We start from the raw sequence: 23,627 nt of genomic DNA, 5'->3' as shown, positions 1-23,627 counted from the left end.
GGCAAGCCGTCCGTCGAAAGCGAATTGAACGAAAGCGAGGGTCGCTGATATGCCAGGAGGACCTATGGGACGCGGCCGCGGAGCCGTTGAAAAACCGCAAGATTTCGGTGGTGTGATGAAGAAACTGGTGCATTTCTGCCGCCACTACATTCCCGCCATCATTGTGGCGCTCGTATTGGGCGCGATCGGCACGGTATGCCAGATCGTCGGTCCGGACAAGCTCAAGGACATGACCAACGAGATCGCCAAAGGCCTGCCTGCGCTAGTCAATGGCAAGCCGGTGCTCGGTGCGATCGACATGGACGCGGTCACGCACATCGCATGGCTGCTGGTGGCGCTGTATGTGGGGTACGCGGTGCTGTGCTACGTGCAAAGCTGGATGATGGCGAACGTCACGCAGCGCACCGCACAGGAGCTGCGCGAAGCCATCAGCGTGAAGATCAACAAGCTGCCGCTCAAGTATTTCGACAAGGTCAGCTACGGCGATGTGCTCAGCCGCATCACCAACGATGTGGACGCCATCGGCCAGACGCTCGGCCAGTCGGTCGGCTCGCTGATCACGTCGGTCACGCTGTTCGTGGGCGCGCTCATCATGATGTTCTACAACAATGTGATTATGACGGTGTGCGCCATCGCTTCCAGCCTGGTTGGCCTGCTCATCATGGGCGCAATCATGAAGGTTTCGCAGAAGTACTTCTCCCGTCAGCAGATCGCATTGGGCGATGTCAACGGTCACGTCGAAGAGATGTACGCCGGCCACACCGTGGTCAAGGCGTATTGCGGCGAGGCTGATTCGATTCGCGCGTTCGAAAAATATAACGATGATTTGTACGATTCGGGATGGAAGAGCCAGTTCCTTTCCGGCCTGATGATGCCGTTGATGAATTTCGTCGGCAATTTCGGCTACGTGGTTGTGTGCGTGGTTGGCGCTGTGCTTGCGATGGATGGCAAGATCGAGTTTGGTGTGATCGTTGCGTTCATGATGTACATTCGACTGTTCACCCAGCCGCTTTCCCAGTTCGCGCAGGCATTCCAGAACCTGCAGCGTTGCGCGGCCGCTTCCGAGCGCGTGTTTGGCTTCCTTGAAGAGCCGGAGATGGCCGACGAATCCGACAAGCAGGCGCTGCTCGGCGTGAACGGCAAACCGGTGCGCGGTGACGTTGAGTTCAGTCATGTGAAGTTCGGTTACGATCCGAGCAAGACGATCATCAACGATTTCTCCGCTTCGGTGAAGTCCGGTCAGAAGGTTGCGATTGTTGGTCCGACCGGTGCCGGCAAGACCACGATGGTGAATCTGCTGATGCGTTTCTATGAGATTTCGGGCGGTTCGATTGCGATTGATGGTGTGGATACGAAGTCCGTGCCACGCTGGAACGTGCATGACCAGTTCTCCATGGTATTGCAGGATACGTGGGTGTTCCGTGGAACAGTGCGTGAAAACATCGCGTATTCGAAGCCGGGCGTCACCGACAAGCAGATCGAGGACGCGTGCAAGGCCGTGGGGCTGCACCACTACATCATGTCGCTGCCGAATGGCTATGACACAGTGCTTGACGACAAGGCCACGCTTTCGCAGGGTCAGAAGCAGTTGCTCACCATTGCGCGAGCCATGGTTGAGGATGCGCCGATTCTGATTCTCGACGAGGCCACCTCTTCGGTCGATACGCGTACGGAAGAGCTGATTCAGAAGGCCATGGACGCGCTGACCGTGGACCGTACGTCGTTCGTGATCGCGCACCGTCTGTCCACCATCCGCGATGCGGACATGATTTTGGTCATGAACCATGGCGACATCGTGGAAAGCGGTACGCATGAGGAGCTGCTCGCCAAAGGCGGTTTCTACGCCGACATCTACAACAGCCAGTTCGCCCTCACCGACTGATTCGCCGTTCTGGCTGGCTGATTCACAGGAGCCGCACGTCCCCAAAGACGTGCGGTCTTTGTTTATTTCGGCTGGTATTCGGCTGTTATGCGGATCGCAGGAAGAGTTCGGCCGGGAAGTTGCGGCTGACTGCGATTTGGCGGGATTCGTCCAATGTTGCGTATGTGAAATCGAACGTGCGTTGCAGTTGTGCTACGTCGGAAACGAACAGGGCCGTGGCCAGGCCGTCCGCAACGGCGGTGGGGTAGTCGCGTGCAAGATTGAGCGTTGCGTTCGCTGGAATGTATACCCAGCTGGCTTCGGTTTGTTGCGCGGGCAGTCCGTCGATGGCATTGAGCAGATGATGAATGGCGATTTGGGTGCGCTCGTTGACTGCCACGTTCCAATGGCGTCGGCTGGGTGCGCTTGCGCACAACGCTCCGTTCGCAATATGTGCGATTCCGATTGCGTGGGACTGATCTTCCGGATCCTCAAGTGCGACGGAAATGGGCTGTTCCGCATGAATCAGCAAATCACCTCCCGCATCAATCACGAATTGTGACGACTGCAGCATGCGCCCGAGCAGATCGACGAGATAGCCTTTGCCGCAGGCGCCGAAATCCAACTGCACCGGCTCATGCGTTACCAATGTGGTTCCGTGGCGGGTCACATCGCGTCCCCAAACGGCGCGTCCGCGCAATGCGCCCAAATGTTCGGGCGCATCTTGTGTAACCGTGAAACTCAGCGACGCATCGTATCCAAGTCGAATCAAATCCTCGCCGACGCACGGATCAATCGCGCCGGAAGTGGCGGAAAATAGCGCATCATACAGATCGAACAGCGGCGCGCACCAATCCGGAAAATCGAAACTTCCGCCATGCTCGGCCTTGCCGATCGCCGCAATCAGCGAATCATTGCGGAATCGAGACAGCACGTGTTCGTAATCCTCAATGAGCGATTCCATTGCGGAACGCACCTTGTCGTCGATCGGCGAATCCACGGAAATCACCATACCGGTGCCGAGCGCCCTATAAAACGCCGTGACAAACGGCATGCGTTGCGTCAAAGAATCCATGCCTCCGATGCTACCCGCCCATTTCCTCCAGCTACTGGGGGAAATGGGACTTTCGCGATGGGGCGCATGGTACAGTTGCCGGCAGGGCGTCAACATGGAGGTTGATATGGGGAACGTCGAGAATGCAAGTGCAGCCACGCGCACAACAAAAACGGTGAAGAGCCTGCCGATGCCCAAAGTCTGGGCTTTCGCCGTCGGCCAATTCGGCTGGGCGCTACTTTCCGGCATTATTTCGAATTGGCTCGTCTACTTCTACCAGCCTGACAGCGAAACCATCTCGCAAGGGCAAACCGTGTTCGTACCGCAAGGTCTTGCCGTACTCGGCGTGGTGACCGTAGTCGGCGGCATCACCGCGTTCGCCCGCTTCTTCGACGCATTCGTGGATCCGGCCGTGGCAAGTCTTTCCGACCGTTGCACATCAAAATCCGGTCGTCGCATGCCGTTCCTCAAATTTGCGGCCCTTCCGCTCGCCCTCGTCACCGTGCTGGTGTTTTGGAGTCCAATCAACGATACGAGCTGGATCAACGGCGCGTTCCTGTTCGTCACGGTGATCGGCTACTACATTGCGCTCACGTTCTACTGCACGCCCTACAACGCGCTGATCGCCGAGCTTGGTCACGATTCCAAACAGCAGCTCACCATCTCCACCGCCATCTCGTTCACGTGGGTGGCCGGCACCGCCATTGCATACGTGGCACCGGTGATTTGGGCTGGTTTCGTGCCGGGCTTGGGGCGTGTGAACGCCATTCGTTTGACGTTCACCATCATGGCGGCCATCGCATTCGTGTGCATGCTGGTTCCGCCGCTCACCATCAAGGAACGCGATTACGTCAACTCGCAGCCCACGTCCGAATCGACCATCGAATCGTTGAAGCAGACGTTCGGCGACGGCGAATTCCGCAAGTTCGTCTGCTCCGACGTGGTCTATTGGGTTGCGATCACTACATTCCAGACTGGTTTGCCGTTCTTCGTGACAAGCCTGCTCAAACTTCCCGAGACCACGACCACCATCTATTTCGTGCTCATGACCGCAGTGTCGGTGCTGTTCTACATGCCGGTGAATGTATTGGCGAATCGTGTTGGCAAGAAGCGGATTCTGCTGGTCGCTTTCGTGATTTTCACATGTGCGTTCGCGTTTGCGGGCGCGCTTGGCTCCGGTCTGCTCGCTGCGATTCCGCCGATGGCGCAGGGCTTGATTCTCTCGATTGTCGGCGCGATTCCGATGGCCGCGTTCGGCATTCTTCCGCAGGCGATTGTTGCGAATATTGCCGACGCGAGCTCGAAAACGACCGGTCAGGATCGTCAGGGCATGTTCTATGCGGCTCGCACGTTTGCGATGAAGATGGGTCAGTCGGTGGCGATGCTGCTGTTTACCGGCGTGAGCACGATTGGCATGGCGTCGGGCGCCGGCTATCGCATTGCGGCTGTTTGCGCCGCGGTATTGTGCGGCATCGGCGGTGTGGTGTTCGCGTTCTACAACGAACGCAAGGTGCTTGACGTGCTCGAATCCTGATTCCGTCCATGCGCCCGCTGGCCTCACGATTTTGTTTTTCGTTGCTTTTTCGGAATCGTGAGGTCACCAGGGCGGAATCGTGAGGTCAGAAAGTCCAGCTCCATCCCAAATCCCCCAATTCCCGAATCTTCCAATCGCACGAATATGCATGGAGAGGAACGGCGAAAGCGCCTCAAAAAATCACTATGTGAGACGACTCGCGCGGATTACAGAAAAGAAGAATGGCGGAATTCCGCCATTTTAAAGGTTTCTACAACAAAACTGCCAAAAAATCAAGACTGTTCTTTCGATTTTTTTCGTTTTATCTTGTGAAGTCGGTGCGCACTGTGCGTATGGCAAAGGTGGCGCACTCGTGAATCGGATTGTGAACGGCTGAGAGAGGAAGCGGTCTTATGTCATCCTGCGATACGCAGCGGGCTACAAGTGTGTCCGGTCGCCTTGTCGCGTTCATTGCGGCATTGATGATCGCGTTGACCACGCTTTTCGCGACTACCGCAGTTCCGCAGCCGGCAATTGCCGCCGATGACGGTCAAACGAATTTTGATTCCTGGACTGCCGCTGCGAAGAACATCGAAGACCAGCTTGCGACTGCCGAAAAAGACTACAATGACGGCAATTACGGTCAGGCCGGCACCGATTTCCAGACCGCGCATTGGATCGGTTACGACGCATCCAACTTCTCGAAAGTCGTCAACGACACCATCAGTGCCGACAAGCAGAAGGAACTGCTGCAGCAATTCACCGATCTTGAAGGTCTTGCCTACCAGCAGGACCAAGGCGACGCCATCGCAGCCAAAATCGACGCGCTGACCGCCGAAATCAACGCAACCGCGCAAACGCTTGACGCGAACGCAGACCTCGCCAATCCTAAGGAATACGCGAAGCAGCGTGCCGCGCAAACCGCGGAAGAGCGCAAGAAGCTCGACGCGGCCAAGAAGAATTCATCCAAAGGCAAAGGCGACCGCACGTGGAGTGAGGTTGCCAGCGAAATGACCGTCATTCTCGACCAGGCATACGAGGCTGCCGCTGCCGGCAAGGGCGACGAAGGCTCCACGCTGGTCAACAATGCCTACTACCAGTACTACGAGAAACTCGGCTTCGAAAAGAACGTGATGAACGTGATTTCCGGCGATCGTGTTTCGCAGGTCGAATACCAGTTCAAGATGACTCGTAAGACCATGCGCGACGGCGGTTCCGACAAGGAAATCAAGCAGCATGTCGACGATTTGAAGAGCTGGCTCGTGGAAGACGCGGCCACCCTTGACGGTGGCGCGTCCGGCAATGTCAACGGCTTCACCAAGCTCGTCACCAGCTCCGCCGGCCAGGCGTTCCTCATTCTGATCCGTGAGGGCCTCGAAGCGCTGCTGGTGGTGGCCGCAGTGATCGCCTACCTGGTGAAGTCCGGCAACGAGCGTTTCACTAGGTGGATCTACCTTGGCGTGGTCGCAGGTTTGGCCGGTTCCGGTTTGGTCGCCGTACTCTTTACGTTCCTGTTCGGCGGTTCCGGCCCGATTCAGGAGATTTCCGAAGGCGTGTGCGCGCTGATCGCCACTCTCATGCTGCTGTGGACCAGTAACTGGATGCTCAACAAGAGCTCCGTGGAAGCGTGGAACAACTACATCAGGAATAAGACCGAAGCGGCTGTGGCCGGCGCGCAAAGCAAGGTCGAATCCGGTCAGAGACTGGGCTTGGGCATGATCACCTCGCTTGCCATGCTGAGCTTCCTCGCCGTGTTCCGTGAGGGCGCCGAAACGGTGATCTTCTACGAGTCCATCTACTCCATGAGCCAGGATGCGCACGGCATGTGGGTTGGTGGTCTGGCCGCCGCCGCGGTGCTGCTCGTCATCTTCCTGATTCTGCGATTCACTTCGGTGAAGATTCCGATCGGCCCGTTCTTCCTCGTAACTTCGATTGTGATGGCCGCATTGGTTGTGATTTTCGCGGGTGGCGGCATCCATGCGCTCATCGAGGGTGATCTTATTGAAGGCACCTACTTGAGCACTGTGCCAACTAACGATTGGATCGGCTTGTATCCGTACGTCGAAACGATTACGGCACAGGTGATTGCCGCGATCGCGGTGGTTGTGCTGTTCGTGGTCGGTTTCATTAAGAAACACAGGATGAAGTTGGCCGCGCAGGCGGAACAGGCTAAGTAAGCGCCAATCAATAATCACAAGTAAAGATTTAGAGATTTCCATAAGTTTCCAACGTTCCTCAAGGGACCAAAGAAAAGGAAGAGAAAAAACAATGAAGAATAAGAAGATCGCCGCCCTGCTCGGCATCCTGCTGGCCGGCTCCATGGCCTTCTCCCTGTCCGCATGCGGCAACTCCAACGATTCCGCATCCGATGCCAAGTCCGACACCTCCACTTCGGACACCACCGACAAATCCAGCGATTCCAGCGCTGATGACAGCAACGGCGCCGGCTTCGAAGAGATTCAGGTCGACGAGAAGCACTCCGATCAGGATGTTGACGCTCTGACCGTCAACGCCGTGTACTTCCAGCCGATCGATATGGAACCGTCCGGCATGGGCCTGAAGGCTGCCGACGCTTCCTTCCACCTGGAAGCCGACATCCATGCCAACGAGAAGGGCACCGAGCTCGGCTATGGCAAGGGCGACTTCGTGCCGGATCTGACCGTGAACTACGAGATCATCAACAACGCGAACAACGAGACCGTTGGTTCCGGTACCTTCATGCAGATGAACGCTTCCGACGGCCCGCACTACGGCGCCAACGTCAAGCTCGACGAGGCTGGCTCCTACAAGCTCGTGCTGAAGATCGAATCTCCGGAGAAGAAGGGTTGGATGCTGCATGTTGATCCGGAAACCGGCGTCAAGGGCCGCTTCTGGACCGAGCCGCTCGAGGTCACTTTCCCGGAGTGGAACTACACCCCGCAGGAGTGGTGATCTGAAACGTGAGTTCCGGCACATGCCAAGCGAAACGGTTTGGATGTAAGCCTGAATTCATGTTGAGATTCAACTCGTGGTTAACGCCGTTCACGTATCGCGAAACGTATGCAAGTAGCGCGAATATGGGTACGGCGTTCGCGGTTGCCTGGATAGTCGTTCGACGCGCTCAAGGCCGTTTGGCCGAGCCTACGGTCGAACAACCATCCAAGCAACCGCTCTCTTGCGTTTTAGGGGATACGCTTTTGGGAGATAACGCGCTTTTGGGGGAATCTTGGTAAGGGGGTTCCTTTTGTGTGCCGAATTCACTAGGCTTTGACAGGGATATATAACGAAAGGTGTGAGATGCTGACGCAGTACGTCACGGTGTTGCAGGGAACGCTGGCACCGGCTTTGCTGATTATGGCGCTGAACGTGATGCTCACGGTCGGTGAGGGGCGTGACAAGCCGTTGAGCGCGTACTGGCGTCTTGCGGGCTTTGTTATCGGATTCGCGGGTGCCATTGCGTTCGCCGCGTTGCGTGCGTCCGCGGTGATCAATCAGCGTACGTTCGTCAATTACCCTACGTTGTGGTGTTGTGTGATTTTCGATATCGCGGTGTTCGTTATTGCGCTGTTCGCACGTCGCATCACTACGAATTGGCATGATCATCGCGCGTTGCTCGATATTGCGAATGCGATTGGCGCTCTTGCGATTGCCTCCACCACCTTCCGTGCGTTGCCTGATGTTATTTTGCGTTTGACGATTTTCGTGGAGCCAGGAGATCCGATCTTCACTTCGGATATGCTGCTTCGTGCGCTTGGTTTCGTATTGGGTGCGGCCACTGCGATTGTTGCAGCGTTGATTTTCCGTACGATGCGTTCCACTGCGATTCGTTGGTCGTTCACCACGGCCGTGCTGCTGCTGATTGCGCTGCTGTTTGTCTCGCATTTCACTGATCTTGCGCAGATTCTGCAGTCCAAGCGCATCGTTCATTTCCCTACGGAAGCGTTCCTGGCGTTGGTGTGGTGCATCAATCATCAGCGTCATATGGTCATTGCCATGGTGTTGGTGTTCATCATTCCGGTGGTCGCCAGCATTGTGATGGGCTTCAAAATCAAGCCGGAAGGCGCAAACGAGGCCATTGTGCGATCGCATATCGCGTTCCGTCGCCGTGCGAAGGCGGCCGGCGCATGGAGTCTTGTTGCGATGATCGGCATCACGTTCGCGCTCACGTATGGTGTGGCGCAAACGAAGAAGGTCATTACGCTGTCTCCGCCTGAGGATTATTCGCTGAGCGACGGCGTGGCCACCATCAAATTCAGTCAGATCAACGACGGTCACCTGCATCGCTTCCAATACAAGGCGAAAGATGGCACGGTAATGCGTTTCATCATCATCAAAAAGAATGGTGGAGCGTACGGTGTCGGTCTTGACGCATGCGATAACTGCGGTGACGCGGGCTATTACGAGAAGGATGGCAAGATCATCTGCAAGAAGTGCGATGTCGCCATCAACCTCGCCACTATCGGATTCAAGGGCGGCTGCAATCCTGTGCCGTTCGATTATCAGGTTGAATCCGGCAAAATCGTAATTCAAACTTCGACGCTCGACGCATTGTCGACGCATTTCCAGTGAGCGGAAAGAGGTAGTCATGTTCTTTTTTCGAATGATTTTCCGCTCGTTCAGCAGGCAGTTCAAACGCAGACTGCTGATCGCGGTCACCGTGTGCCTGTCGGCCACGGTCAGCGTGGCCATGCTGGGTGTGGTGTTCGACGTTGGAGACAAGCTGAACGCGGAACTGTCGACGTACGGTTCCAACATCACCGTGCAGCCCAAGGCCGATGCCGTCGTCAACGACCTGTACAACACGGGGGGTGACGCGAATAGCAACGCTTCCGGCACTTCCGAATCCGATCCGACCACATTTCTGAAGGAATCGGACGCACCGAAGATCAAAACCATCTTCTGGGCGTTCAACATCACGAATTTTGCCCCCGAACTTAATATCCATGCTGACGTGAACTGCGCGTCCGAATCGGTGGATTCCAGCTCCTGCAAGGCTTCCGGCGTGCCGATCGTGGGCACATGGTTCGCCAAGACCCTGCATATGGATTCCGGTGAATCCACGGTGGCGGGCATGAACGGCATGCGTTCGTGGTGGAAGCTTGACGGCTCCTGGCCGAAGGACGATAGCGCGCAAGGCCTGATCGGCACCACGCTCGCATCCAAACTCGGCGTGACCAAGGGAGATACCGTAACCCTCTACAAAACCACCGCCGACGGCAGCCGCAACAAGCAGCGGATCACCATCATCGGCATTTACGATTCCGGCGATAGCGACAACAATGCGATGTACATTCCGTCATCCACCGCGCAGGTGCTTGCGAATCTGCCTGATTCCATCGACAAGATCGAAGTCAAGGCTCTGACCACGCCAGACAATGATTTGGCGCGTAAGGCGTCGAAGAATCCGAATGCGCTCACGCAAGATGAGTGGGAAACATGGTATTGCACCGCGTACCCTTCGTCCATCGCCTATCAGATCGAAGAGGTCATTCCCGGTTCCGTAGCCAAGCAGGTGCGTCAGGTGGCCGCATTACAGGGCGATGTGCTGCAGAAAACGCAGGCGGTGATGGTGCTGATGACCGTGCTTTCGCTGGTTGCGGCCGCTATTGCAGTGGCGAATCTGATGGCCGCCTCGATTGGTGAGCGCGGTTCAGAATTGGCGTTGCTGAAGGCGATTGGTGCCACCGATGGTGCGGTTTCTCGCCTGATGCTCGCTGAGACGGCTGTGATTTCGTTGGTTGGTGCGATTGTCGGTGCGCTGTTGGGTTCCGGTGTTGCGCAGATTGTGGGACATGTGGTATTCGGTTCCGGCATTACGATGCGTCCGATGGTGTTTGTGCTGGTGTTTGTGCTGCTGACGCTTACCGTGCTGATCGCCTCGTTCTCGTCGATCCGTTCGATTCTGGGACTCAAACCTGCGGAGGTCTTGCATGGCCGTTGATTTCAACTTGGGTTCCGTAAACTCGGCCGCGGCTGCGGCCTCGGTCACGAACAGCGCACTGTGCTGTTCGTCCCGGAGGTGTTGCATGGCCGCTGATGTCAACTTGAGTTCCGTAAACTCGGCCGCGGCTGCGGCCTCGGTCACGAACGGCACACTGTGCTGTTCGTCTGCGGAGGTGTTGCATGGTAGGTGAGTTCAAGACAGTCCGTAAGGGGCATGAGATGACTAATCGCAAGATGTTCTTCACCATGCTGTGGGGCGCGGTGTTCCGCCGTCGTTCGCGGGCCGTTATGGCCGTGATCGCCTCCATGGTGGGCGCTGCCACGCTGTTCTGCCTTGCGGCGACGTGTATTGCCGTTCCACAGCAGATGAACGAGGAAATGCGTGCGTATGGCGCGAATCTTATCGTCACGCCGTCCGAATCAGCCGAAAAGTCCCACGGCATCGACACCGATACCGTCAAAGCGTTGAACCAGATGGTGAAAGGCTCGTACAGCGCCCGTTCCGCCGCTTACCGGTATGAAAGCGTGCGCATCAATTCTGCGCCATACACGCTGGCTGGCATCACAACCAAAGACGTGAAGGCGCTCAACCATCATTGGAACGTGACTGGCGATTGGCCTAGCGAAGGCAACGTGATGCTCGGCCGTGACGTGGCAGACGCGCTCGGTGTCTCCATCGGTTCGACCGTAACCATCGGCTACCGCGCATCCGACGATGCGCAGGATTCCGGCGCTCTTAGCCAAACCGAAGCGCAAGCCAAAGAAAACGGCCGCGTTTCGTCCGACATTATGGAGAACACCGGCACTGAATTCCGTGTCGGAGGCATCGTCGATACGGGCGGCAGCGAAGACGAAATCGTCTACGCGGTCAACGCTGACGTGGCCAAACTGGCCGGTTCCAAGCGTGGCGCGGACGTGATCGAATATTCCGTCAATGCGGTAGGCAGCGAACTCAACGATGTCGTCAAATCGATCAATGCGAATCCGTCAACCGGCGTGAAAGCGCAGACCGTCACCAAAATCACCTCATCCGACACCCGTATCATCGCCATGCTGCAAACCCTGTTCTGGATCGTGTCGCTGGTCGTGCTCGTGCTGACGTTTGTGGGCGTGGGCACCACCATCAGTTCCATCGTGTCTCAGCGACGCAACGAAATCGGCTTGCGCAAGGCGTTAGGCGCATCCTCGCGCGCTATCGGCATCGAATTCTATGTGGAATCCGCCATCTACGGACTGATTGGCGGCCTGATCGGCACTGCCATCGGCTACCTGCTGGCCCGCGTGCTGTGCGTATCCGTATTCGAACGTGCCATTGGCTTCAACTGGCTGTTGGGCGTCGCTTCGCTGCTGTTGAGCGTGCTCATCGCCGTCATCGCATCCATCCCGCCGGTTCGCCGCGCAACCCGTATCGACCCCGCCATCGTTTTGAGGGAGGAATAATCATGAGTTCCGAACATACGTTGAATACGTTGCTTGAATTGGATCATATTTCCAAGATTTACGGCGATTTGCGTGCCGTCGACGATTTGACTTTGACCGTTCCGCAAGGTGAATGGCTTGCGATTGTCGGTTCGTCGGGTTCCGGCAAAACCACGCTGATGAACATGATTGGCTGCATGGACACGCCTTCAAAGGGTTCCGTCATGCTGGAAGGCCGCAAGTTGGAGGATTTGAACGCCAAGCAGCTTGCCGACGTGCGTAAGAACATGATCGGATTGGTGTTCCAGAAGTTCTATCTGGTACCGCATCTGACGGCTGTGGAAAACGTGATGGTGGCACAGTACTACCATTCCGTAGTCAACGAGCAGCAGGCGTTGGAAGCATTGGAACGCGTCGGTCTGAAGGAGCGTGCCCACCATCTGCCCGGACAGCTTTCCGGCGGCGAACAGCAGCGTGTGTGCATCGCACGTGCGCTCATCAACTGTCCGAAACTGATTCTTGCGGACGAACCGACCGGCAATTTGGATGAGAAGAACGAGAAAATCGTGCTTGACCTGTTTCGTCAGTTGCACGAGCAGGGCACTACCATCATCGTCGTGACCCATGATGCGCTCGTCGCATCTTGTGCCCAGCGCGAGATCATGCTCAACCATGGCGTGCTCGTCGGTGAGAAGTGGAATGATGAAGCCGCAAAGAAAGCCTATGAGCATGCGGGTGGCAAGCCGGCATACACCGGTTCCACTGCGGAAGGCGCACAGAACGGCGAGACGGCCATCAGCTTCGCCGATCCGACCAAAGCCGCGAAAACCGGCGGTGAGGAATAAGCTGAAATCAGCCGAACAATCCAAGCCATAGCACTGACGAATCGTACGGAGCGAACATGAGCAACGAATCATCGAATGCGATCAAAGTGATCGCACTGTCTGCGGCAAGCCTTGCGCTGCTGTCGGCATGCGGCGAACCCACGGCGACACCGATGGACGATGAATATGCCGGAAATTCCGGCGAAAGCGTGCAATCGCAGGAAGAAAATTCGAAGAACAGCGGTAGCGCCACCGATTCCGGCGATTCCGCGGATTCGGATGACAAAAACCATGCCGACGATCCGAACAGCACCACATCCGACAAGCAAGACACCGGCAACTACGCCGACGGTACCTACTCGATCAACGGCCAGTACGGGCCGGTGGGCGAAGACACCATCGACGTGCATGTGACGGTCAAAGACCAGACCGTCACCAATGTGGAGGTTATCGGGCATCCGTTCACGTCCATCTCCAAAAAGCACCAGAATGCGTTCGCCGAAGCCATCAACGGCGTGGTGGACGGCAAGCCTCTCAAAGACCTCAAGGTAGACAAGGTGGCCGGTGCCAGCTGGACGTCGGAAGCGTTCAACAAGGCGTTGGACGTGGCCCGTCAGGAAGCGTCGATCCAGTAGGTCCAGTAGCGGCGAAAAGTCTGCAAACGTACAATGAGCGCCCCGGCTACAGCCTCACCCAAAGAGTGATTAAAGGCCGTAGCGGGGGCGCTCATGAGTTTCAGATACTACTACGTGCAACTCTGCTCTGCAATGCCTTTCAGACGGCCATAACGGGCCACAGAACAGCCGTCATGTTCTCAGGCCAAGGAATACTCGCGTCGCCATGCAACGCCTTACAGGCGAGCATGGAGCCGAGTATCGTGCTGAACAGGAATTGCGGATCCAATCCATTACGGAACACTCCGGCCTTCATGCCGCGCTCAACAAACTCAGAAAAACGCTTCTCCGCAGGAACAAGCACTTGATCGGCAATCGCATTCAACGAAGGATTATCGGAAGAAAGCACCACGCCAACTGCCTTCAAACCAAGCTCACTGTCGAAAAAACAGCCCTGAATGCGTTGCAGTATCGTCAGCAGACCGTTTTTCGACAACTCGACATCGCTGAAATCCGGCAATCCCGCAACTTCCAACTGCACGCGGCGCAACAGATCGTCCGCGTTCTTATAGCGGCGATAAATCGTGGTTTTCGCAACACCGGAACGACGGGCGACCTCTTCAATGGTCACCGCACCGACACCATCGGAAATCACAATCGCAAGCGTGGCCTTCATGATCTTATGATCGGTCTGCTCGCGAAGCTGCTCGCGCCGGCTCTGCGCCTTGCGAACAGCCGCATGCACGTCACTGACCGCGTCGGAAACCACATCGGAAACGGCTCCGGAAACCACCTCATGCACTCCGGTAATCATGCGACCACCTTGGTGCTTTCCACCTTCGCCACGTACCACCTATTGAACTTGACCAGCGGAATACGCAGCAGCAAGCCAATCAGCAGCAGCGGAATCAGGAACAGCAACAGCGAACCGATCGCATGCCAATAATCATTGTTGTAAATACCGGCAATGGCCGCACGCAATGCCGTAATCGCATGCGTGGCCGGCAGGAACGGACTGATATCGCCGATGATCTTCGGCAGCACGGCAAGCGGATACGCGCCGTTCGCGCCGGAAATCTGCAACACCAGCGTCAGCACGCCAATGGCCTTGCCCACGTTGCCGAAGCTCGCCACCATCGTGTAGGTGAAGAACGAGAACACGAGGGAGGCCACCCAGCCGGTCAACATGAACAGCCACGGGTGCACTGCCTGAATGTGCAGGAACAGCAGGCCGCCGCCCAGCGAGAACGTGCTCTGCAACAGTGCGATCACGGCGAACACGCCATAATGGCCGAGGAACAGCTGATGCGGCTTCGGATTGTCGAGCTCCTCACGATTCTTGCGCGACACCGTGGTCTTGAGTGTTACGGCCATAAGCAGCGATCCCACGAACAACGGCAGAATCGTGTAGAACGGAGCCAATTGCGAGCCGAAATTCTCCACAGGGAACACAGCCGTGCGCTTCACCTGGACGGGAGCTGCAAGAGCCGCCGCCAGCGAATCGGTGTTGTTGCCGAGCACGTCCTTGACGGTGTCCATATTGCCGCTGTTCAGCGCGTCGGAAAGCGTGCCATTGAACGAAGACAGCGCGGTGCTCGCCTTAGTGAGGCTTTCGGCGGTGGAATCCAACACCGTGCGAATATTGGTCAGCTGCTTGCCTGCCGACTTCGTGGTGCTGTTGAGATCTCCCAACGCGCCCTTCAGATCGGTGGCCGTGCTGCTCAGTGCGGTGGCCGTGCTGCTGATCGAATCGGAAATGTCGTTGAGCTGCGGCTTGAGCTGGCTGTCGAAATCGGTTTTGATGCCGTCGATGGAGGCCTTCGCCTGCTGGGCAAGCTGGCTCACGCGCTCGCGGTCGGCTGTGGTGTCGCTCACTTTCGCGTCGATATTGTCGGCGCTGGTGTTGAGTGAGTTCGCTAGATCGTTGAGTTGCGTAATGGTCGCGCCCACGTTGGTTTTGAGATGATTGATGGCGATTTTCGCGACTTCCGGCACCAGATTGTTGTTGCTGAGCTCGTCGAGGGCATCGTAGATGTTCTGATAGCCTTGCGCCTGCTTGGATACGTTCGCAGCCTGATTGCGCAGGGCGGTGGCCGTATTGCCGGCTTGGGTGCCCGCATTGTTGAATACGCTGTCAATATCGGTGGAGACAGCGCCGAAGCTGTTCGACGAGCTGCTCAACGCGGTGCTGAGCGCATTCGTGCTGGTTTTGACGGCTCCGGTCAGATCGTTGATGCCGTTCTTCGACTGTTTGAGCTCGTTGACGGCGTTCTTCGCGCTGCCGCTCACGTTGGAAAGCAGGCTGTTGGAACTGTCGAGCAGGTTCTGCGCGCTCAACGTCAGCGAGCTGAACGTGGTCAACGCGGATGACGTGTCGTTCAGCGTGTTCGCGAAGTTGTTCATATTGTTGCTGAAGTTGGTGAGCGTGGCCTGCGATTTCGGTTTGTCAAGCTCATCGGCCAGCTGCGAGGCGATGTTGAGCGCGGTGCTCGTCAACGTTGCGGAGAACATTTCGTTGATCTGTGCTGCCACGGTGTCGGCTCCCTGGCCGGTGATCTTCGGAGCGAGTGCGTTCTTCTTCTCGTTGTTGTAGTAGGTGAGTGTGGCATGGTCGCCGTCCGCGGTGAAGAATGTCATCATGCGGGTGCTGAAATCCTTCGGAATCACCACTGCTGCATAGTATTTGCCGGATTTGGTGCCGTCGATGGCCTCTTTTTTGGTGGTGAAGGTCCAGTCCATCTGGTCGTTGGCGCGCAAGGTGTTGACCACCTGATCGCCGATGCTGATCTTCACGGGAATGAGGTCGGACTTGTAGCCTTCATCGTCGTTGGCGACGGCGAATTTCAGATTGCCGGTGTTGGCGAATGGATCCCAGCTTGCGCTCACGTTGAACCAGGAGAACAGGCCAGGAATTACCACCAGTCCGATGACGATGATGATGGAGACGATGTTGCTGGTCAGGCGTCGAACGTCGCCGACGAACAGTTTCCAGATGTTTTTCATGCGTTGCTCCTTTCGCTGTTACCGTTGGGATTGGTGTTGCTCGCTGTGCCGGTGTTGCCGGTCGCGTTCATGGCCTGTACCAGTGTTGCGATGCCGTCGGCATCGGCTTGGCTGGTGTCTGCGACGTTGGCGATCGCCTGTTTGGTTTCGTGTTTTCTTCGTTGTGCCTTGCGCATCAGCTTGTCTCGCCTGATTTGTTGCGCACGCTTCTTGCGGCGCAGCCTTGCAGCTTGGCGTTCCACCAGTTGTTCGCGAATCGCTTCGTCGCTGAGGCTGCCGAGTTCCACCTGGCGTTGCAGGCTGAAACGCATATATTCGATGACCATCAGGAATCCGATGATGAGCAGCACCCAGATGATCCAGGTGGCAAGCACCACGATCTTCTCGCCGTTGGTGAAGGAGAAGATCAGCACCAGAATCACCGGCACAATGAAACCGGCAACCAGCGCGCCACGCTTGAGCTTCGGATACAGTTCGGCGAAGCGGCTCGCACGTTCCTCGATCGCCTCACGGTAGCCGCCCTTATCGGCGAGCACTTGAATGGCCTGGGACACGTTGTAGCCGCGTTCCGGAAGCTGTACCTCCTCGCCGATGATCATGTCGCTTTCCTTGATCTGACGGGCGAACAGGCGGTTGAGATTGACCAGCAGCGGGCGAATCGCAAGTCCGATGAAGAACGCGACCACGGCGAACATCAGTAGCGCGCCAATCGACTTGAGCCAATGCCCGTCGTAGAAGCCGGCAATCGTCTCACGGAACGCGTCAATCGAATAACTGAATGGTACGAACGGGTAGACCATGCGGAAGAATTTCGGCATCATCTCAATCGGATACAGGCCGGAAGCGCCCGGAATCTGCACGATGATCAGCGCGACGCACAGTCCCTTGCCAATATGCATGAACGAGGTCGACAGCGCGAAGGTGATGCTCAGATATACCAGCGACGTGATGACGCCGGTAAGTATGTACAGCGGCGCGTTCACCGTCTGCACGCCGATGATGAGGTTGCCGATGGTGGTGATCGCGCCTTGGATGGCGCCCATGATGCCGAGCAGCATGTAGCGGGCGAAATATTTTTCGGAAGTGGTCAAGTCGAGGTCTTCGAGGCCTTCATCGTCGACCTCCACCTTGAAGATCACCACGAAGGCGAACGCGCCCACCCACAGGGCCAGGTTGGTCATGAGCGGAGCCATGCCGGAACCGTAGGAGTTCATCGGATACACGTTTTTCGTGTCGATCACCGTGGGGGACTGCATGAACGAAGCGATTTTCTCCGTGTTGAGGGAGCTGTCGCCGGTCAGGCTTTTCAGCATGTCAACGCTGCCGAGCGCTTTCAGGTCGGTGCTGACGGTGATGAGCTTGTTCTCCACCTGCTCGAGCTGCTTGTCGGTGTTCTGCAGCGTGGTGCGGGTGTCGTTCGCCACCTGGTCGAGTTGGTCGAGCACGGCGGAGGTCTGGTTGACCACGGTGGTCTGGCTGGTTACGGTGCCGGACAGTGTGCCGGCGGTCATGGCGAGCGAGCTCAGACCGGAGTTGAGCTGGGGGAGCGCACCGGAATTCAACGTGTTGCGGGCATCTCCCATGCTTTTCAGCGAATTTTGCGTGCTGGTGTTGAAGTCGGTGGCGAGTTTGGACACGCTGTCGGACGTGGATTGCGTGTTCTCGCTCAACGTTTTGAGGTCGTTGAGCGTGCCAGCGGCCGTGTTGTTGGTGTCTTCGAGCTTCTTGATGATGTCTTGGTACTGTGCGTTGTCGCTGACGTTCTTGAGCTTCTCGATGAGCCGGGCGTTGCTGTCGGTCACGCTTTGCATGTTGCTGACGGCCTGCTGTGCGGTGCCGCTTGCGGACGAGACGGCCGTGGTCACCTTGTTGATGCTGGTGGTGGTGTCGCTGGCGGCCTGCGAAATCAGGCCGGAACCGTTTTCCAAAGCGGTGTTGGCGTTGGACGTGAAGGTATTGAGGCCGTTTTGTGCGGTGCCGATGGCGGTGGCGGTGTTCGCCAGTCCCTTGCCCGCGCTTGCTGCGGCCAGCTGCACGTCGTTCATTGCCTGACGGGCGGATTGCGTTTGTTGCGGCACGTTGGCGAGCTGTGCGTCAAGATCTTCGATGGTGGAGCGGATGAGGCTTACGTTCTTCTGGGTTTTGTCGAGTTCTGCTGTGGTTTCGTTGACGAAGGAGTTGGTTTTGCCGTTGATGGTGTCATTCGCGGAGTTCACGGCTTTAGTGAGTACTTCGCTGACGGTGGAGACGAAGGTGTTGTTGACGGTACGATCAACGGTGGTCGCGCCTTGGTCGGTGATTTTCGGGGAGATCGGGCTCGATTTTTCGTTGACATAGTATTCCAGCGTCGGCCGGTTCTTGCTGTCGGTCACGACGTTGGCGAGATCCTCGCTGAAATCGGAGGGGATGATGATCGCCGCATAGCAGTCGCCGGACTGTACCGCTTCCATCGCTTCGGCCTTGCCCATGAATTCCCAGCCAAGCTGGTCGTTGTCTTTCAGCGTGTCTTCGATCTGGTCGCCGAGGTTCATTTTGCCGAGCAGGGCGTTGTCGGTGCCTTTGTCGACGTTGGCCACGGCAACTTTGATGCCTTGGGTATTGCCATACGGATTCCAGAATCCGTAGATGTTGAACCATGCGTACAGCGGCGGAATGATGGTTATACCGATCATGATGACCCAGGCGGCAGGTACGGTGACGAGTCGTTTGAGGTCACGACGCAGAATCTGCAGTACGTTGCGCATTGTCTCCCCAGTCCAATGGATGTTCGACCGTGTTCGCGCGTAGCGATACGTTATTCGTAGCGCTACGCCTCCCGTATCGTAATACCCGCTCTCGGACAAATTTGGGCACAGGCGTAAATGCGCTCCGTCCATGACTGAAATAAACACGACAAACCGCGGCAGGACTGTGAATCTTGCTGTTGGAGACCGCGCAACTTGCCTTCTGTGTCTGCGCAAGTCGAGTCTGCTGTCTGCGCATCTTGTGATTGCGGGATGACATGTGACTTGCGCAGGCAGAAATCGCAGGTTGTGCGCGTTGCGCGCAAACAATCATCTCGTGTAGCGCACTGCGATCGGGTTTTGGTAGCGTTGTTCTGGGAAGGACGAACAAGCATGAGCAAGATTGAAGATGTGAGCGAGGCCATCGCCGACGAAACCGAAATCGCAGCAATCGAAGAGGCCGGCATCATTGCGCAATCGCAATCGGCGGAAGATGACGGCAATCCTGCTGACCGCAGGCTGCCGCTGATTGCACGTATTTACGGCATCGTCATGTTGATCGAAGGCGTGGTGACGTTGCCGATCATCGTGATTTCCTGCCTGTATGCAGTCCACGCCGCGCTTTCCGGCAAACTGGCGTTTGGCGCGCTGAATCTCACCACTATTCTGTCGGTTATTCATGCTGCAGTGCTGCTGGTCTCCACCGCATGCCTTGCGATTTTCGGCATGCTGCTGATTCTCAACAAGCGTCGGCATATCGCGCAATGGACGTATCTGATGATTCCGCTCACGCTTGCGGAAGGCCTATTGTCGTTGTCGTTGCAGGGTTTGGGTGTGAATCTGATCAGTCCGACCGTGCAGCTGCTTGTATTGGTTGCGTTGCATATCACGGCTGATCCGTCGCTGCGCGAGGAGCGACGTTTGCAGTTCGCGCTTCGTCGTTTGGATGCGCGCAGCGAGTATGAGACGGCTGTTTCGAAGGGTATGGCCGGCCGTGATCTGACCGGCAAGGGCTATATTTCGCTTGATTTCTTCAACCTGTTTTGGCTGTTTGTGGTCGGATGCGTGTTCGGTCTGGTAGTGGAGACGCTATACCACTATGTGCTGTTCGGCGAATGGCAGGATCGCGCCGGATTTTTGTGGGGGCCGTTCTCGCCGATCTACGGCTTTGGCGCGGTGATCCTGACGGTATTGCTCAACCACTTGTGGCGGTCGAATTGGATGCTGATCTTCTGCGCCAGCGCGGTGATTGGCGGCGCGTTCGAATATTTCACCAGCTGGTTCATGGAGGTTGCGTTCGGTATTCGCGCGTGGGATTACACGGGTCAATGGCTGTCGATTGATGGGCGCACATCCGGCAAATACATGTTTTTCTGGGGAATACTCGGCTTGGTGTGGGTGAAGCTGATTCTGCCGCATTTGCTTGCGATGATTCAGCGTATTCCGTGGAAGATTCGCTATACGTTGACGGCGGTGTGTTTCGCGCTGATTTTCGTTGACGGCGTGATGACGTTGATGGCGCTGGATTCCTGGTATTCGCGTATTGCGGGTATTGCGCAGGATTCGCCCGTTTCGCAATTCTTCGCCACGTATTTCGACGACGACTTCATGGCCAATCGGTTCCAGACCATGACGCTCGACCCGTCCACGGCCAGCCGCATGTAGTGTCTGACTGTTTTATGGATGACTGCTTTATGGGCTAGATGGCGAAGCTTTGTGGAAGAACGTGTATGGTGCGTCCGCTATTGGTTGCGCCGTGCACGGCTGCATGTGACCTGTGCCCGCACTGCCTTTGTGGACTCGGTGCCCTGCGACTTCTACGCGCTTAGGCGGCGAAGCTTTGCGCGAGCTGGCGGATGAGATCCGGCCTATGTCCACTCCATGAGGAGTTCGGTGAGATGACGACCGGAATCTGCTTGAAGCCAGCGTTTTTGATCTGTTCGAAGGTGGACGGGTTCTTCGTCAGATCAACGGTGTCGTAACGCACGCCCAGCTTTGCGAGCTCTTGTTCGGTGGCTTCGCATTGCGGGTTGCTCGGATTGGTGAAGACGGTCACGGTCATTCGATTTCCTCCCTATGCAAAAATGGCTTCCGTCGTTTGCGAAAGCCGTGTCGGCCACGTTCTTCGGTTATGCTCGCTTACGCAAGCCACTATCTAGCATACACACTACCGGTAGTGGTGTGTCGTGAGTTTCCTCACTGTATATAGTGGGGAATTCCCCAGAATTCCCCAAAATACGAACGTTTGTTCGAATATGTCTAGTGTACCCCAAACCACGGAATTCACGTCCGCGCGCATGTCGTGCGTGTTTTATGGAGAGGGTTGTATATAGGGGGGTGGCTTGGTGACGTCAATGCCTGCCTGATGGTACGGCGAAAACTGTTTATTCATATGTAAAACACCGGCAATATACCGCAAATGACCTCAGTTGTCACCCCCCCCCCCTAAAATGATAAGTATGCGTAGCGCGAATTTGCGTGGGCGTGTTGAACAACCTTGATGATTCCGATTTGCCTACTGTCTTAAGGACTGTTGGGCTGACAGGAAATTCTGAGGGGGCTGTGAGCATATTCGCGGGAATTGGCTCTACGGTATGCTGAGGTTCGGCGGTTTTCCGCTGAATACAGGAAACCCCTGGAAATCGTACGATTCCCAGGGGTGGATGGTTGGTCGCTGGCTAGGGCAGCGCATCAGGGTGAAGAAGTGTTTTCGAAGGCTCTTCCTCACCTATCAACTGCGTTTGAGGTATAGCCCTCGCCGGCAGCCAGCCAAGTCTTATCTTATACACCCTTAGCTATGTCGGCGACCTTATTGCAGGGTGTGTTCAATGAAGCCATAACGTGCCATTAAATACGGCAATTTGGCTCCGCGCAAGTACTCCAGGAGAAGTCGTTGCACGGAGCCAAATTAATCGCTTTCAGGCGAATGCCACCTTGACTGAGTTAGACTCAGGCGCGCTTGCGGAGCACGGTGATGCCAGCGAAGCCGAGCAGGGCAAGCACGGCGAACACCGCAACGCCACCAACGGTAGCGCCGGTGTTGCCGAGAACGGCCTTCTTGATCTTCTGGGCAACGGTCTTCTTGGTGTTGCCCTTGGTGTCATTCTTCTTGGTGGTGTCGGCCGGCTTGCTGTCATCCTTCTTGGAGTCGTCGGTCGGAGCGTCCTTGTACATGGCGTACACGGCCCAGTTGCCGGTCACTTCTGCGTTCGGGTCGACTGCGACGTCGCCGTCGTTGGAGGCGAAGCCCCAGCCGGTGAAGATCTTGCCCTCGACGGCCGGTGCCTGGATGCCCAGCGCGTACTGGGAGAACTTGACCTTGTCCTTGGCGTAGTAGCCGACGGTCTGGATCAGCTTGTCGGTGCCTGCGTAGAAGGAGACCACGTTCTGGGTGGTGTCATCCTTCTTTTCAGCGTTCTTGTACATCGGGTACACGGCCCAGTTGCCGGTCACTTCTGCGTTCGGGTCGACTGCGACGTCGCCGTCGTTGGAGGCGAAGCCCCAGCCGGTGAAGGTCTTGCCCTCGACGGCCGGTGCCTGGATGCCTGCGGCGTAGGTGGAGAACTTGACCTTGTCCTTGGCGTAGTAGCTGACGGTCTGGATCAGCTCGTTCTTGGTGTTGTAGAAGGAGACCGTGTTCAGAGTCTTATCTTCCGAAGTCGGAGTGTCCTTGTACATCGGGTAGACGGCCCAGTTGCCGGTCACTTCTGCGTTCGGGTCGACTGCGACGTTGCCGTCGTTGGAGGCGAAGCCCCAGCCGGTGAAGGTCTTGCCTTCGACGGCCGGTGCCTGGATGCCTGCGGCGTAGGTGGAGAACTTGACTTTGTCCTTGGCGTAGTAGCTGACGGTCTGGATGAGCTGGTCGGTGCCTGCGTAGAAGGAGACGGTGTACTGGGTGGTGTCATCCTGTGCCGGAGTATCCGCGTACGTTGCGTGTACGGCGATGTTCGTGGACACCTGATCAGTGTCCTTGAGCATGGTTCCTTCGGAGTCAGCCCAGCCGGTGAAGGTCTTGCCTTCGATGGTCGGTGCCTGGACGCCCAGGGCGTACATGGAGAACGCAGTACCCTTTGGCCAGCCGGTGCTCTGGAGAAGAGTGCCATTTGCGGCATAGAACGAGACGTTGACGATCGTGGAGTCGCTTTGAGCGGACGCGGCCGAGTTCTGGCTCTGATCGCCTTCAGCCATTGCGACTGCCGGAGCCAAGGCAGCCAGAGTCGCTACAGCTGCAACGCCCGCAATAATCTTTTTGCTAAAAGACATTTGGGGAAACCCTTTCTTAGTTACGTAACTAATTGCCCCAAAGCGATGCCTTCGAAATACCGCCCTGAATGCGTGGAGTTCCCCCTCATAAGAATTCCGAAGGACTATGATAGCTGCCCCCTAGCGACTTTTTCAAGAGGCTAGGGCGTGTTCGTTGGAATTGCAATCTTTTCTCGATTTCTCACTTTCCTATTGCCGCTGTATTGGCGGAAGCCTTTTGGAATCGGCAAGGCGCCATCCCGGCAAGGCGTCTTGCCTGTAAGGGTGAGGAATCCGATGATGGCGACGGCAGGGTGTTTACCGGCGCGGATGATGATGTGACAATCCGTGTTTGGGGCGCGAACAATGTGAGTGCGACTAATTGCGTCTGGAGCCAAAAATCGCGGGAATCGAAAAACCCTCGGAAGCTAATGTTTCCAAGGGTTTCGCGG

At 56.6% G+C, this 23,627-nt stretch carries 16 protein-coding genes; 10 read left to right on the top strand and 6 right to left on the bottom strand.

The genetic code is table 11. The features are described from left to right. Window positions 1-49 precede the first annotated feature (49 nt). Complete coding sequence (locus KSY55_RS02150; RefSeq protein ID WP_117791196.1) at window positions 50-1,882, top strand: ABC transporter ATP-binding protein; 1,833 nt, start codon at window positions 50-52, stop codon at window positions 1,880-1,882. Window positions 1,883-1,967: 85 nt separating this feature from the next. On the opposite strand, the gene KSY55_RS02145 is transcribed toward KSY55_RS02150, so the two are convergent. Further along, entirely contained in the window at window positions 1,968-2,936 is a 969-nt protein-coding gene (locus KSY55_RS02145) for an FAD:protein FMN transferase (RefSeq protein WP_217749472.1), read from the bottom strand. 169 nt (window positions 2,937-3,105) lie between these two features. On the opposite strand from KSY55_RS02145, the gene KSY55_RS02140 reads away from it, so the two are divergent. The 8 genes from KSY55_RS02140 (at window position 3,106) to KSY55_RS02105 (ending at window position 13,228) form a co-directional block, all read left to right on the top strand. Beyond that, window positions 3,106-4,449, top strand: a complete 1,344-nt coding sequence (locus tag KSY55_RS02140) for an MFS transporter (RefSeq protein WP_226557226.1) — start codon at window positions 3,106-3,108, stop codon at window positions 4,447-4,449. A 392-nt stretch (window positions 4,450-4,841) separates the two neighbouring features. Continuing rightward, a complete protein-coding gene (locus KSY55_RS02135) occupies window positions 4,842-6,605 on the top strand; it encodes an FTR1 family protein (RefSeq protein ID WP_181991355.1) in 1,764 nt (587 codons plus the stop codon). Window positions 6,606-6,696: 91 nt separating this feature from the next. After that, the gene (locus tag KSY55_RS02130) at window positions 6,697-7,359 is read left to right on the top strand and encodes an iron transporter (protein ID WP_022244781.1); all 663 of its coding nucleotides are present in this window, start codon (window positions 6,697-6,699) and stop codon (window positions 7,357-7,359) included. A 345-nt stretch (window positions 7,360-7,704) separates the two neighbouring features. Beyond that, window positions 7,705-8,976, top strand: coding sequence for a DUF2318 domain-containing protein (locus KSY55_RS02125; RefSeq protein WP_118240082.1), 1,272 nt, complete (start codon window positions 7,705-7,707; stop codon window positions 8,974-8,976). Between the two features lie 16 nt (window positions 8,977-8,992). Then, window positions 8,993-10,348, top strand: a complete 1,356-nt coding sequence (locus KSY55_RS02120; RefSeq protein ID WP_217749471.1) for an ABC transporter permease — start codon at window positions 8,993-8,995, stop codon at window positions 10,346-10,348. A gap of 221 nt (window positions 10,349-10,569) precedes the next feature. Further along, window positions 10,570-11,790 (top strand): ABC transporter permease, encoded by a 1,221-nt coding sequence (locus tag KSY55_RS02115; protein WP_117649796.1) that lies wholly within the window; start codon window positions 10,570-10,572, stop codon window positions 11,788-11,790. A gap of 2 nt (window positions 11,791-11,792) precedes the next feature. Then, the gene (locus KSY55_RS02110) at window positions 11,793-12,614 is read left to right on the top strand and encodes an ABC transporter ATP-binding protein (RefSeq protein ID WP_117656123.1); all 822 of its coding nucleotides are present in this window, start codon (window positions 11,793-11,795) and stop codon (window positions 12,612-12,614) included. 56 nt (window positions 12,615-12,670) lie between these two features. Beyond that, window positions 12,671-13,228, top strand: coding sequence for an FMN-binding protein (locus KSY55_RS02105; protein ID WP_034880185.1), 558 nt, complete (start codon window positions 12,671-12,673; stop codon window positions 13,226-13,228). Window positions 13,229-13,367: 139 nt separating this feature from the next. Here the strand turns inward: KSY55_RS02105 and KSY55_RS02100 are convergent, their stop codons facing one another. The 3 genes from KSY55_RS02100 to KSY55_RS02090 are packed head-to-tail and all read right to left on the bottom strand — an operon-like array spanning window position 13,368 to window position 18,954. Then, window positions 13,368-14,021, bottom strand: coding sequence for a TetR/AcrR family transcriptional regulator (locus KSY55_RS02100; protein ID WP_118240081.1), 654 nt, complete (start codon window positions 14,019-14,021; stop codon window positions 13,368-13,370). Next, window positions 14,018-16,210 carry a YhgE/Pip domain-containing protein gene (locus KSY55_RS02095; RefSeq protein ID WP_022244773.1) on the bottom strand — a complete coding sequence of 731 codons (2,193 nt, stop codon included), beginning with the start codon at window positions 16,208-16,210 and terminating at the stop codon, window positions 14,018-14,020. Before KSY55_RS02095 ends, KSY55_RS02100 begins: the two co-directional genes overlap by 4 nt. After that, a complete protein-coding gene (locus KSY55_RS02090) occupies window positions 16,207-18,954 on the bottom strand; it encodes a YhgE/Pip domain-containing protein (protein ID WP_055062927.1) in 2,748 nt (915 codons plus the stop codon). The genes KSY55_RS02095 and KSY55_RS02090 overlap by 4 nt, the downstream gene beginning before the upstream one ends. 372 nt (window positions 18,955-19,326) lie before the next feature. Between KSY55_RS02090 and KSY55_RS02085 the strand changes: the two genes are divergently transcribed. Then, on the top strand, window positions 19,327-20,598 hold the full coding sequence (locus KSY55_RS02085; protein ID WP_217749470.1) for a putative ABC transporter permease: 1,272 nt from the start codon (window positions 19,327-19,329) through the stop codon (window positions 20,596-20,598). 160 nt (window positions 20,599-20,758) lie between these two features. On the opposite strand, the gene KSY55_RS02080 is transcribed toward KSY55_RS02085, so the two are convergent. Continuing rightward, the gene (locus tag KSY55_RS02080; RefSeq protein ID WP_003833732.1) at window positions 20,759-20,995 is read right to left on the bottom strand and encodes a glutaredoxin family protein; all 237 of its coding nucleotides are present in this window, start codon (window positions 20,993-20,995) and stop codon (window positions 20,759-20,761) included. An 887-nt stretch (window positions 20,996-21,882) separates the two neighbouring features. Further along, window positions 21,883-23,196 carry an InlB B-repeat-containing protein gene (locus KSY55_RS02075; protein ID WP_217749469.1) on the bottom strand — a complete coding sequence of 438 codons (1,314 nt, stop codon included), beginning with the start codon at window positions 23,194-23,196 and terminating at the stop codon, window positions 21,883-21,885. Window positions 23,197-23,627 lie beyond the last annotated feature (431 nt).

The organism is Bifidobacterium sp. MSK.13.1, assembly GCF_019131435.1.
GTDB classification, from domain to species: Bacteria; Actinomycetota; Actinomycetes; order Actinomycetales; family Bifidobacteriaceae; genus Bifidobacterium; species Bifidobacterium pseudocatenulatum.
Note: the sequence above shows the minus strand (reverse complement) of the source record. Positions and strands in the feature narration are given on the sequence as shown.

Excerpts from the sequence above, each read along its gene's own strand:
- KSY55_RS02080 (WP_003833732.1), bottom strand. The coding sequence starts at position 20,995 with ATGACCGTGACCGTCTTCACCAATCCGAGCAACCCGCAATGCGAAGCC.
- KSY55_RS02100 (WP_118240081.1), bottom strand. The coding sequence starts at position 14,021 with ATGATTACCGGAGTGCATGAGGTGGTTTCCGGAGCCGTTTCCGATGTG.
- KSY55_RS02075 (WP_217749469.1), bottom strand. The coding sequence starts at position 23,196 with ATGTCTTTTAGCAAAAAGATTATTGCGGGCGTTGCAGCTGTAGCGACT.
- KSY55_RS02115 (WP_117649796.1), top strand. The coding sequence starts at position 10,570 with ATGACTAATCGCAAGATGTTCTTCACCATGCTGTGGGGCGCGGTGTTC.
- KSY55_RS02120 (WP_217749471.1), top strand. The coding sequence starts at position 8,993 with ATGTTCTTTTTTCGAATGATTTTCCGCTCGTTCAGCAGGCAGTTCAAA.
- KSY55_RS02150 (WP_117791196.1), top strand. The coding sequence starts at position 50 with ATGCCAGGAGGACCTATGGGACGCGGCCGCGGAGCCGTTGAAAAACCG.
- KSY55_RS02135 (WP_181991355.1), top strand. The coding sequence starts at position 4,842 with ATGTCATCCTGCGATACGCAGCGGGCTACAAGTGTGTCCGGTCGCCTT.
- KSY55_RS02130 (WP_022244781.1), top strand. The coding sequence starts at position 6,697 with ATGAAGAATAAGAAGATCGCCGCCCTGCTCGGCATCCTGCTGGCCGGC.
- KSY55_RS02145 (WP_217749472.1), bottom strand. The coding sequence starts at position 2,936 with ATGGATTCTTTGACGCAACGCATGCCGTTTGTCACGGCGTTTTATAGG.
- KSY55_RS02090 (WP_055062927.1), bottom strand. The coding sequence starts at position 18,954 with ATGCGCAACGTACTGCAGATTCTGCGTCGTGACCTCAAACGACTCGTC.
- KSY55_RS02105 (WP_034880185.1), top strand. The coding sequence starts at position 12,671 with ATGAGCAACGAATCATCGAATGCGATCAAAGTGATCGCACTGTCTGCG.
- KSY55_RS02140 (WP_226557226.1), top strand. The coding sequence starts at position 3,106 with ATGCCCAAAGTCTGGGCTTTCGCCGTCGGCCAATTCGGCTGGGCGCTA.
- KSY55_RS02085 (WP_217749470.1), top strand. The coding sequence starts at position 19,327 with ATGAGCAAGATTGAAGATGTGAGCGAGGCCATCGCCGACGAAACCGAA.
- KSY55_RS02110 (WP_117656123.1), top strand. The coding sequence starts at position 11,793 with ATGAGTTCCGAACATACGTTGAATACGTTGCTTGAATTGGATCATATT.
- KSY55_RS02125 (WP_118240082.1), top strand. The coding sequence starts at position 7,705 with ATGCTGACGCAGTACGTCACGGTGTTGCAGGGAACGCTGGCACCGGCT.
- KSY55_RS02095 (WP_022244773.1), bottom strand. The coding sequence starts at position 16,210 with ATGAAAAACATCTGGAAACTGTTCGTCGGCGACGTTCGACGCCTGACC.